At 34.2% G+C, this 12,238-nt stretch carries 10 protein-coding genes and 2 pseudogenes; 7 read left to right on the plus strand and 5 right to left on the minus strand.

The features are described from left to right. Positions 1-59: 59 nt before the first annotated feature. From BM211_RS06225 to BM211_RS06240, 4 genes and pseudogenes are all read right to left on the minus strand, one after another. The gene (locus BM211_RS06225) at positions 60-968 is read right to left on the minus strand and encodes a cation diffusion facilitator family transporter (RefSeq protein ID WP_051957210.1); all 909 of its coding nucleotides are present in this window, start codon (positions 966-968) and stop codon (positions 60-62) included. 190 nt (positions 969-1,158) lie between these two features. Then, positions 1,159-1,473, minus strand: coding sequence for a thioredoxin family protein (locus tag BM211_RS06230; RefSeq protein ID WP_035430280.1), 315 nt, complete (start codon positions 1,471-1,473; stop codon positions 1,159-1,161). 42 nt (positions 1,474-1,515) lie between these two features. Next, positions 1,516-1,752: pseudogene (locus BM211_RS26955) on the minus strand (tyrosine-type recombinase/integrase); the annotation flags it as partial. A gap of 544 nt (positions 1,753-2,296) precedes the next feature. Continuing rightward, on the minus strand, positions 2,297-2,647 hold the full coding sequence (locus BM211_RS06240; RefSeq protein WP_035430278.1) for a hypothetical protein: 351 nt from the start codon (positions 2,645-2,647) through the stop codon (positions 2,297-2,299). 649 nt (positions 2,648-3,296) lie between these two features. On the opposite strand from BM211_RS06240, the gene BM211_RS06245 reads away from it, so the two are divergent. Next, positions 3,297-4,112: an MBL fold metallo-hydrolase gene (locus BM211_RS06245; RefSeq protein WP_090995814.1), complete on the plus strand. Its 816-nt coding sequence runs from the start codon at positions 3,297-3,299 to the stop codon at positions 4,110-4,112. 76 nt (positions 4,113-4,188) lie between these two features. Here the strand turns inward: BM211_RS06245 and BM211_RS06250 are convergent. Continuing rightward, positions 4,189-4,566 (minus strand): annotated as a pseudogene (locus BM211_RS06250) (hypothetical protein). A gap of 273 nt (positions 4,567-4,839) precedes the next feature. On the opposite strand from BM211_RS06250, the gene BM211_RS06255 reads away from it, so the two are divergent. From BM211_RS06255 to BM211_RS06280, 6 genes are all read left to right on the plus strand, one after another. Further along, positions 4,840-5,148: a DUF4870 domain-containing protein gene (locus BM211_RS06255; RefSeq protein ID WP_090995817.1), complete on the plus strand. Its 309-nt coding sequence runs from the start codon at positions 4,840-4,842 to the stop codon at positions 5,146-5,148. A 593-nt stretch (positions 5,149-5,741) separates the two neighbouring features. Continuing rightward, a complete protein-coding gene (gene mmgD, locus BM211_RS06260; protein ID WP_035430272.1) occupies positions 5,742-6,860 on the plus strand; it encodes a citrate synthase in 1,119 nt (372 codons plus the stop codon). 98 nt (positions 6,861-6,958) lie between these two features. Next, positions 6,959-8,395, plus strand: a complete 1,437-nt coding sequence (gene prpD / locus BM211_RS06265) for a 2-methylcitrate dehydratase (RefSeq protein ID WP_035430271.1) — start codon at positions 6,959-6,961, stop codon at positions 8,393-8,395. A gap of 17 nt (positions 8,396-8,412) precedes the next feature. After that, complete coding sequence (prpB, locus tag BM211_RS06270; protein ID WP_090995821.1) at positions 8,413-9,321, plus strand: methylisocitrate lyase; 909 nt, start codon at positions 8,413-8,415, stop codon at positions 9,319-9,321. Positions 9,322-9,546: 225 nt separating this feature from the next. Beyond that, positions 9,547-11,265, plus strand: coding sequence for an acyl-CoA dehydrogenase family protein (locus BM211_RS06275; protein ID WP_035430266.1), 1,719 nt, complete (start codon positions 9,547-9,549; stop codon positions 11,263-11,265). Between the two features lie 17 nt (positions 11,266-11,282). Continuing rightward, on the plus strand, positions 11,283-12,173 hold the full coding sequence (locus BM211_RS06280) for an NAD(P)-dependent oxidoreductase (RefSeq protein ID WP_090995824.1): 891 nt from the start codon (positions 11,283-11,285) through the stop codon (positions 12,171-12,173). Positions 12,174-12,238: the final 65 nt, after the last annotated feature.

Raw genomic sequence — 12,238 nt, forward strand, 5'->3', positions numbered from 1 at the left:
CGATTGTTGAAAAAGGGTGATACATATTATACATGACTAATATGTATCACCCCTTATTTTTATGAATTTTTGCCATTTAGGTCTTGATAAAAATGTATAGGTTCTTTTTGCATTGGTTCCACATGAATATGTGTATGCCAAATATTGTGTTTTTGTTGTAGCTTTTCTTCAATTTCATCAGTAATACGATGACTTTCACTTACATCCATGTGCGCGTCTACCTCAATAGTAATATCAACATATGTTTGATTCCCGTACATACGTGCTCGAATATCGACAATGTGTTCAACGCCTGCAATAGTTTTAACTGTTTCGGCATATTCCTTCATTTTATTTGGATCAATGCCATCTGTTAACAGATGCGAGGCTTCTTTGAAAATATCCCATGCTGTTTTACAAATAATGATACCGACGATAAGTGCTACAATCGGGTCAAGTAGAGGCATTTGAAACTGTGAACCGAAAATACCAATAACGGTTCCAACACTTACGAGAACATCAGATAAATTATCTTTTGCTGCCGCTTCTAAAGCTTTACTTTTTGTTTCACTGGCAATTTTACGATTATATACGTACACGCTATACATAATAGCAGCGCAAAACAAAGCAACCCAAGCTCCAATTAAATTAGGGGTCGTCTGTTCCTCCTTGAAAAAGGATTGAACAGCATTTACGATAACTTCAAGTCCGACAGTCATCATAATAAAGGATGCAACGAGTGAAGCGATTTGTTCCGCGCGTAAGTGACCATATGGATGATCTGGATCACGAGGTTTCCGGGAAATTTTCAGCCCAATTAATACAGCTAATGATGAGCCAATATCGGTTAAATTGTTAAGACCATCTGCACGCAGTGCACTAGAAACAGCTATGTAACTTATAACAATTTTAACAGTTGATAAAAATATATAAGCAACAATACTTAGGATTGCCCCTTTATCAGCAGCTTTGTTAGAAAGTGATCCCATATCTCTCACTCACCTTTCTCTCAAAGATTCTCTATGTATAAGCGTATCAAATGAAAGTCGTGTGGGTCTATACAAACATTGTTGTGTACTTTTAGCATTTTAAGAAAGGGAGAACATTGTTTCGTAAGGGCAAAAAAGACAAAAAAACACTTAGATATACTTCTAAGTGCTTTAAGTTGTTTATATTAAATTAATATACCTCTAAAAACTCAGTAACTTGCTCTTCTGTTTTTGCATTTGCACTATGTAAATGACCAAGTTTTTCACTGTTTTGATACACTAATAAACTTGGAATTCCCATTACTTGATATTCTTCCGCAATGCTTGGGAATTCATCTTTATTAATGGAATACCACTCAAATTTATTGAACTCTTCCATTACGTCCTCAATAAAATTATCCATACGCACGCAATCTGGGCACCATGTTGTGAAGAACTTAACTACTACTGGATTTTCTTTTGCGATAAGATCGCGGAATTCTTGTTCAGACTTGATTTCTTTCATGTTTTTGACTCCTTTCAATGTTAGACGAATTTGCTAGTATTTTTATGCAAAATCTTCTACTGCTTTTTCTTGTAGGTTTGGAACAACATGTGAGTTGGCGTCTAATATGATGCCTACTCTTTTATGTCCTAATCGTTCACTGACAATCTTAGGATGAATACCTTGTTTCAACATTCATGTTGCATGGGTATGTCTTAGATCGTGGAACCGAATATCAGGAACCCCACTTTTCTTTATAAGCTTTTTCCAAAGCTGTGTCAAACTTTTGAAATTGCAAGGAATTCACAAAAGAACATGGCATGTTCCTCGAAGCTGTCTGGGAGAGGGGGAGTATAAAACTAACAAAAAATATTGTAAGGATTTCATATTAGAATCAATGTGATGATGTGAAAAAAAAGACACTCTTATGAGTGTCGCCATCCATCTTATTGTTTTTGAGGTTTGAAAAGGGAAGTAATGAAAAAGAAACCTTTTTCAATTCAAATGTAACATTTTTGGAATATATAGTGAATTGAGAAATATTATCCAGAAGATTTAGTATAGATACTTTTCACTATTGGTATAGAGGAAATAATCTATTTTTTCAATAGAAAGGGGGGTATATAGCAGAGGCTATTTTGATAAAAAAAGACACTACATGAGTGTCTTTTAATTGAAAGAAAATTCTTTCTATTATATAATTGATTATGGGAAAGGTAATGTTAAAATGTTATTTTTTAATGTTATCTTATTATAAGCCATGAAATCAAATCAATTGATTTTTTGGCTTTTTTTATTATAGTAAACAAATTTTATATTTTTCATATTATATGTTACTTTCTATTTAACAGCGGATGACAGTGCCGGAATAACAAACTAGAAAATAGTCTCCTGTATCTATAATAGTCACCGCGGAAATAAGTCCTTTAAAGCCTTCTGAGGAGTAATAGATTTCTTTAGGGATATTTTCAGCAGATTGATAATTTACTTTTTCATACTTTACATGATGGTGCTTAATTGTTTTTGGCTCAGATATAATGGATTGTTTGGTTATGACATTGGAAGTGTTTGCATTAATAGAATCTTGAGAAGTGATATCTAATCCTGCTGCTTGTACATTCTCCGTTTGTGAAAAAGCACCAATACCACAAAATCCAATACATGTTGCTAAGGTAACCTTTGCGAAATTTTTCATTTTCTTTCTCCCCTTTTCTAATTTTTGGTAATATTGTTCTTACACCTAACAGTCTACATGTAGTGTATACGGACTGTAAATATATATGAAAAGACAAAAAATGAGAAAAACCACCATATTTCTCGTTTTTTTGTATAATAAACCGTCGTTCAGAAAATTGTCAAAAATTGAAAGTTTTTCCTGCGCGAAAAGGAGAACAATTTATGCAAAAAAAGAATAAATATTCATCGTTCAAATGTTTGAATAAAATGTGAACAATTTTTAATAGTTAAAATGGTTTATAGGCATAGAACCTTTTTGCAATTATGTAGGGAATTTCAATTCTATTGAATGGACTGCAGATGTATTGAAAAAAATTTAAGAGACTGTTGTGAAGTTAAAAGCAGTTTATTCAGAGTATGGAATGTGAATTTCACAAGTATGACGAGAAAAGCTGACTTTTATTAGTCAGTTTTTCAATTTTAGGATAGGGCTACATAGAAGTGGTGACTATTGTAAAAGGGTATTTTTGATAAAAAATCTCATAGCCTACAAACAAAAAGAATGATATTCTTTTTGTATGGTTTTTGTAAAAATTCCCTTTTTGTTTTAGAGATATGTACCAAATCTCTTCAAAGTAAGGAGGGAACTAGAATGGGGGCATAAAGTAATGATTCAGTATAAAGATAATTACATAACGATTTTTCAAAGTACTATTTATCAAACAAACGCAGTTGTTGTAGAAACTGATGAATTAGTAATAGTAATAGATCCAACTTGGTTACCGAACGAAGTGAATGAAATTCAGAACTATGTTTATAAAAATAAAAGAGATAAAGAAATTTACTTATTATTTACACATTCTGATTTTGATCATATTTTAGGTTATGGTGCATTTTCGGATGCGAAAGTAATTGCAAGCAAAAAATTAAAAGATTGCCCGGATAAGCAATCAATTATCAATAGTATTCAAGATTTCGATGATTCTTATTACTTAACAAGAGAATATGAAATAAAGTTTCCAAATGTAGATATTTCGATTAGCAAAGAATATGAGGAATTAGAAATAGGAGATGTGAAATTTCATTTTTATCAAGCTCCAGGTCATACTGAAGATGGCATTATTACAGTTCTTGAGCCATTCGGTATTGTAATAGCTGGTGACTATTTATCAAATATAGAGTTTCCTTATATTTATCATAACAGTGATGACTATTTATCTACATTAAAAAAATTCGAATCTATAATAGAGAAATACAATATTAACTTCCTAATACCAGGACATGGAGAGTTTACAAAAGATAAATTAGAGGTGAAAAGGAGAATATCCGAGTCAGTTCATTATATTTTACAAACTAAACAGTTACTTTTAGAAGACAAACAAGAAGAAACATACGATCTCATAAAAAAATATAGTTATCCAAAATCAATGAAAAAATTTCATGATTATAACATTACATTGTTAAAAAAAGAGCTAGAAGTTTAAAAATATTTTTTCGTTCGAAGACATATAAAAAGAAACTCAAAAGTTATCAAGGGTATGATTTGGGGCAATTGTTATCTTAATATCCCCAATATTGAAATGGAATTTGATGTTGTTGGTAATAATAAGGTGAATGCTCAGTGTACTCTTGGTTTTGCTTTTGTATATATTGCGATTTATTTCGAGTTTGACTTGGAATACAACCTTTTGGAGGGCCGGTTACAGTAGTAGATTGAATTGGAGATATCGCTTGTTTCCATTGCTGTTCATCAAGGCAATAAGTATGTGCCATAATAATTGCGGGTGTTAATCGTAAAATATCTGATCCAAAAATAACTTCTGGAGTAGGGATGTATTGTTTAATGTATTTAACTGATTAATCCCCAACACATTAATAAAATTTTGTGCATCCTTTGTAAAAAAAGTTAGTTTTACTTACATCTTGATTGAATTGGATAGTCGGAGAAGTCCTACCTTTCTAATTCGAAGTGAGTTTAGGTATTTGGAATAGGATATGAGTCTATTCTTTTTATTGTGCAGTAGTTTGTATTGAAAGTGTAATTATATTGGGAAATTATTGATGTCATTATTTTTTGTTTAATAAATAAATGACATTAGGCTATATAAGTGGAACTTTTGAATGAGTATAAATCAGTCCCGATTCTCATGTACATAGCATTGGATATTACATAAAATATTACATAACAAAGAAAAAGGGAGTGATTTTTAAATGGAGCATAAAGGACTAAAAATATTCATTCATGCTAGTACTTGGTTTGCACCAGTATTAGTTCCTTTTATTATATTTCTTGTGAGTTCAGATCGAGAAATTAAAAATTTGTCATTACAAGCAGTCATATTTCACTTTGTCATAGGCGTACTAATTGGTATTTCAGCATTTTTCTCTTGGGTATTAATTGGAATTCCATTTTTAATTATTTTTGGACTAATGGCATTAATTACTCCGATTATTGGTATTGTTCGTGCATTGAATGATCGACATTTTCAATATCCGATTGTTGGATCTTGGCTGAAATAAACTTCTATAAAATGTATGTAAAGAATAGCGGATTGCTATTCTTTTTTTTATTAGAAATTATAGTAAGAAAATACTTAGTTTATATATCCAAAGATAAAGAAAATAAAATAAATTGTAATTTTCCAAACAGTCTGATATATTTGAATGGAAAATAAATTGAATGTAAAACGGGCGGAGGTAAATTGTTTGTTTTATCTTCTAAATAAGGGGATGATGAGACTGAATGTTGTCTCGTAACGGTGTTTGTTGTAACCCTTGCTTGTTATACATATCCAAGTCTGCGAGAGAGGAGGTGCTAAATTTACGAGGGTAAGTGTCTCTTCGTGTAGGAACAGTTTTTTTGAAAGTTATTTTTTATTGTCGTAATTATTAACAAAATGAAGCTTATGAGAGATTCTTTGTTTGGAACATTTACGTACTTTCTCAATTTTTTCCAAAGTACGATTATGAACAATCTAAACTTAGAAAAACCTTGTATGCTGCTTGCCTCTAATTCTTTATAAGTAGAGAATGTTGAGGATATATATTTGTGCAATCTTGGAAAGGCTTACAGGAGTGTGAACGAAGATCTATTTGGATTGGAGGAAGACAAAATGGAAGCTGAAAAAAAATATTTTCCAGGGCTTGATGGGGTAGTTGCAGCAGAGACGAAGATTTCTTTTCTTGATACGATAAAAGGGGAAATCGTTATTAAAGGATATGACCTAATTGAATTATCTAAAACAAAAAGCTATTTAGATATTGTTCATCTTTTATTAGAGGAGAGACTTCCGAATTCAGATGAGACAGCAGCGTTGGAAGAAACGTTAAAGTCTGAATATGAGGTTCCGAGTGGAGTTTTTGATGTCTTAAAAGCACTGCCAAAACAAACGCATCCAATGGATGGATTACGTACAGGGATTTCGGCGCTATCTGGTTATGACAATGAAATTGATGACCGCTCATTAGATGTAAATAAAAAGCGTGCTTATAAATTGTTAAGTAAGGTGCCGAATATAGTAGCGAATAGCTATCGAATTTTAAATAATGAAGAACCAATTGAACCGACTCAAGAATTATCTTATAGTGCGAACTTCTTCCGTATGCTTACGGGTAAGAAGCCTTCAGAATTAGAAGAAAAAATATTTGATCGATCACTCGTTCTGTATAGTGAACATGAGATGCCAAACTCTACTTTTACGGCTAGAGTTATTGCGTCGACACAATCAGATTTGTATGGTGCCTTAACCGGAGCAGTTGCTTCTTTAAAAGGTAATTTACATGGAGGCGCAAATGAGGCAGTGATGTATATGCTGCTTGAAGCAGGTACTACTAGGAAATTTGAAGAATTACTGCAAAAGAAGCTATATAACAAAGAAAAAATCATGGGATTTGGACATCGCGTCTACATGAAGAAGATAGATCCAAGGGCGCTTATGATGAAAGAAGCACTAAAACAGTTGTGTGATGTGAAAGGCGATTATACATTATATGAAATGTGTGAAGCTGGAGAAAAGATTATGGAGAAGGAAAAAGGAATCTATCCAAACCTAGATTATTATGCTGCTCCAGTCTATTGGATGTTAGGTATTCCAATTCAGCTATATACACCAATCTTTTTCAGTTCAAGAACGGTAGGCTTATGTGCGCATGTGATTGAGCAACATACAAATAATCGTTTGTTCCGCCCGCGTGTAAATTATATCGGCGAGCGACATGTGCTTAGCAAATAAAAACAACTGGGGAGTTGTTAAGGCCGCCCGCCAGGTGAGTGTTTGACCGACACTCACTCTTAATAATAACGAATTATCGATAGAAAGGGAAGGATAGCGTGATTAAAACAAATGAAATTAAACAAAAAGATGCAATTTTAGAAGAGATTTCGGATTATGTATTAAATAAAGAGATAACGAGCTCAGAAGCATTCAGTACAGCACGCTATGTATTACTTGATACGCTTGGATGTGGGATTTTAGCACTGCAATATCCAGAGTGTACGAAATTACTAGGACCTGTTGTACCAGGAACTGTTGTGCCAAATGGTACACGTGTGCCAGGAACATCATTTGTGCTGGATCCAGTACGCGGTGCCTTTAATATCGGATGTATGATTCGTTGGCTAGATTATAACGATACATGGCTTGCGGCTGAATGGGGACATCCGTCTGATAATTTAGGTGGCATTTTAGCTGTTGCAGATTATGTGAGCCGCGTTCGTATTTCAGAAGGAAAAGAACCATTAAAAGTAAAAGATGTACTTGAAATGATGATTAAAGCACATGAAATCCAAGGTGTACTTGCATTAGAAAATAGTTTAAACCGCGTTGGTCTTGACCATGTGTTATACGTAAAAGTAGCGACAACAGCAGTTGTTACGAAAATGCTTGGTGGTACACGTGAAGAAATCTTTAATGCATTGTCTCATGCATGGATTGATAACTCTAGTCTTCGTACATATCGTCATGCTCCAAATACAGGGTCACGTAAGTCATGGGCAGCTGGGGATGCAACAAGCCGCGGTGTTCATCTTGCCCTTACTGCATTAAAAGGTGAAATGGGTTACCCAACAGCATTATCTGCACCAGGATGGGGATTCCAAGATGTATTGTTTAACAAACAAGAACTAAAATTAGCAAGACCTTTAGATTCTTATGTAATGGAAAATGTATTGTTTAAAGTATCATATCCAGCAGAATTTCATGCTCAAACAGCTGCAGAATGTGCTGTGAAATTACATCCGGAAGTGAAAGAACGATTAGATGAAATTGATCGTATTACAATTACTACACATGAATCAGCAGTTCGTATTATTGATAAAGAGGGTCCATTAAATAACCCAGCTGACCGCGATCACTGCTTGCAATATATTACTGCAATCGGTTTATTAAAAGGTGACATTGTGGCTGATGATTATGAAGATGAAGTAGCGTCTGATCTTCGCGTAGATACATTACGAAATAAGATGGTTGTTGTTGAAAATAAACAATACAGTTTAGATTACCTTGATCCGAACAAGCGCTCAATCGCCAACGCTGTTCAAATACATTTTAAAGATGGTACTGTAACAGAAAATGTAGAATGTGAATATCCATTAGGTCACCGTTTCCGTAGAGACGAAGCGATTCCAAAGGTTGTTCAAAAGTTCTCTGCAAATATGGCTGTTCATTATTCTAATAAACAACAAGAAAAAATTCATGAAGCTTGTTTGAATGAAGAAAAATTAGAAAATATGAATGTAAATGAATTTGTAGATCTTTTCTTAATTTAAGCATAGGGGGGATAAGAATGGCTTGGGTTGTAAATAAACAGTCAACACAAGAAGAACTTGCCAATCGATTCCGGACTTTAGTAGAAGCACCTGAAATCTTGCAAATTCCTGGTGCACATGATGCGATGGTTGCTCTTGTTGCAAAAAACATTGGATTTTCAGCTCTTTATTTATCAGGGGCTGCTTATACAGCAAGTAAGGGTTTACCAGATTTAGGGATTGTCACATCTACTGAGGTGGCTGAAAGAGCAAGAGATCTTGTTAGAGCAACGGATTTACCTCTGCTTGTCGATATTGATACAGGGTTTGGTGGCGTGTTAAATGTAGCAAGAACTGCGGTAGAAATGATGGAAGCAAATGTAGCAGCTGTTCAAATCGAAGATCAGCAACTTCCTAAAAAATGTGGACATCTAAATGGTAAAAAACTTGTTTCTATTGAAGAAATGCAACAAAAAATAAAAGTGATAAAAGAAGTAGCACCATCGATGGTTGTTGTGGCTCGTACGGATGCTCGCGCAGTTGAAGGGTTAGAAGCAGCGATTGAGCGAGCAATTGCTTACATAGAAGCGGGTGCAGATGCGATTTTCCCTGAAGCTTTGCAGTCAGAAGAAGAGTTTCGTTTATTTTCAAAAAAAGTAACGGTACCTTTACTTGCTAATATGACTGAATTTGGGAAAACACCGTACTATACCGCTGAAGAATTTGCTAATATCGGTTATCAAATGGTCATATATCCAGTGACTTCTCTTCGCGTAGCAGCAAAAGCTTATGAGCGTATTTTTCAGCTTATAAAAGAAGAGGGATCGCAAAAAGAAGGACTTGCTGATATGCAAACAAGAAGTGAATTATATGAAACAATTTCTTATCATGACTTTGAGGAGTTAGATAAGGGAATTGCAAAAACAATTTTATCTGATGGACAATAGATGAGAGCAAAAAGCGATGATACACATCTTTAGCAAAAATACCTGCTTGATGTAAGAGAAATCATCGCTTTTTTGTTATCTTAACAAGCTTTTACATTCTATTTCTCACAATATAATATTCATTATCGAGATGTTTTCAATTAAACATTTTATATATTCTTCATAGTTTCTACCGAATATTGGAATGGGAAAGTGTTAATTAATGAAATAGTTAGGAGGATGAGAATGAATAAGGCGGAACCGCAATGGAATGATTTCTTTTTACAATACAATAAAACGAGTGGGGATATTGCTACTCCGGAAGATTTTAATGATGAGGATCAGCTTATATCAAAAACAACTGAACAATTTGTAAAGCAAGAGGTTATTCCACATATGCAATCTATTGAGCAGTATGATTATGAAGTTACACGTAAGTTGTTTGAGAAAGCGGGAGATCTAGGCTTACTCAGCATAGAAGTTCCAGAAGCATACGGTGGACTGGATTTAGGAAAAAAAGTGTCTGGCATTGTTGCAGAAAAGATGGGATTTGGGGGAGCTTTTAGTGTTTCCTTTAATATCCATGCTGGAGTAGGGACATTGCCATATGTCTATTTCGGAACTAAGGAGCAAAAAGAGAAATATTTGCCGAAACTTGCATCAGGAGAGTGGATAGGAGCGTATGCGTTAACAGAACCTAATGCCGGTTCAGATGCGCTTAATGCGAAAACAAGTGCTGTGCAAAATGAAGAAGGAACAGCGTGGTTATTAAATGGAGAAAAACAATGGATTACAAATGCGCATCTTGCCGATGTTTATGTCGTTTTTGCAAAAACAAATAAAGGAATGACAGCGTTTATTATCGAAAGAACATGTAAGGGTGTTACTGTTGGGTTAGAAGAGAAAAAGATGGGGATAAAAGGATCTTCGACTGCAACTCTCATTTTAGAAGATGTATCGGTGCCAAGTACGAATGTATTAGGAGAGGTCGGAAAAGGACATCACGTTGCTTTAAATATATTAAATATGGCACGTTTGAAATTAGCTTTTGCTAATATTGGAACGGCAAAACAAGCGATTCAATTAGCTGTAAATTATGGGAAAGAACGTAAACAATTTGATACAGCATTAGTTGATTTTACAATGATTCAAGAAAAAATTGCAAATATGGTTATTTCTACATATGGAGCAGAAAGTGCTGCGTATCGTACGTCAGGTGAATTAGACGGGGCACTTTTTTCGGAACAAGAACATAATGATATTGTCAAAACGATGTCAAATTATGTGATGGAGTGTGCGATTAATAAAGTAAATTGTTCAGAAGTACTCGGTGAAATTGTCGATGAAGGTGTGCAAATTCATGGTGGATATGGGTATATGCAAGAATATGAAGTAGAACGCTTATATCGTGATGCGAGGATTAGTCGTATTTTTGAAGGGACAAATGAAATCAATCGCTTAACAATCGCCAAAATGGCACTAAAGAAATTTAAACAAAATGAATCTGCGGCGGACGAACAAGCAATAGAAGTAAGCACAGAAAGAAATTCCCGATACATCCAGTTGTCAAAACAGTTATTGAACCAATCTTTGAAAACGCTATCTTATTCTGCTAATCTCAAACTTGACAGGGAACAAGAATATTTACGTATAGTAGCTAACATGCTAAAAGAGTTATATGTGATGGAGTCATCTTTTTTACGTACTCAAAAAGCTATAGTGCGAAATGGCGAAGAAAAAGAATTGATAAAGCAGTTAGTAACAGATGTAATTTGTGAAGAAGGCTATCGTCAAATGGAGTCTGATGCAATCTCTATTCTTTCAAGTGCACAGCAAGATGAAAATGAGAGACGAATCTTATTAGAGGAAATTCGTCATCAATCAATACCTCTTTACACGAATTTGTTTATGAAAAAACGAGAAATTGCTAAAGCCATTACGAAGCGTTCTCGATATTTCGTTTAAATAGGGAGGAAAGCGATATGAAAAAGATTGGTTTAATAGGTTTAGGAAACATGGGTCTACCAATGTCTGAAAATTTAATCACTGCAAACTTCATTGTGTGCGGAGTAGATTTAAATAAAGAAGCTGAAAATTCATTTCAACAAGCAGGCGGAATTATTGGCCTGTCTATTCCTCAATTAGCGGAAAGTTGTGAAATGATTTTAACGAGCTTACCTTCGTCTCGTGCAGTAGAAACAGTTTACTTAGGAGAAGACGGACTTATTAATAATAGTCATCCGGGCATAATTTTAATTGATACAAGTACAGTTGCACCGCAACTTAATATGAAAATTGCGGAAGCAGCTAAGCGTAAAGGAATTGATTTTTTAGCAGCGCCAGTTAGCGGAGGAGTTATTGGAGCGATAAATCGAACACTTACGTTTATGGTTGGTGGCCCGAAAGAAGTATTTGAAAAATCTTTACCAGTATTAGATGTATTGGGAGAAAATATCTTTCATGTGAGTGAAAAAATTGATAGTGGTACGACGGTGAAACTTATAAATAATTTACTGATTGGTTTTTATACAGCGGGAGTTAGTGAAGCGCTTAGTTTGGCTAAACATAGCGATATGGATTTAGAAAAACTATTTGATATATTAAATGTTAGCTATGGACAAAGTCGTATTTATGAACGTAATTATAAAAGTTTTATCGCAACTGAAAACTACGAACCAGGTTTCACGGTTAATCTATTAAAAAAAGACTTAGGGTTTGCATTAGATTTGGCAAACGATAACAACTTACAATTGCCAGTTAGTAAAATGTTACTAGATCTATATGAAGAAGCAGGAAAAGAGGGATTTGGAGAGAAAGATATGGCTGTTCTGTATAAAAAAGTGAACGAACAAAAAATTTCGACTAACGAGTAGAAAGGGTATACTTTTAATATTCGGAATAATTAATCTATTTTTCGAGAGATAGCTATTATACAAGA

It is taken from the genome of Bacillus sp. 491mf, from assembly GCF_900112415.1.
Taxonomy (GTDB): domain Bacteria; phylum Bacillota; class Bacilli; order Bacillales; family Bacillaceae_G; genus Bacillus_A.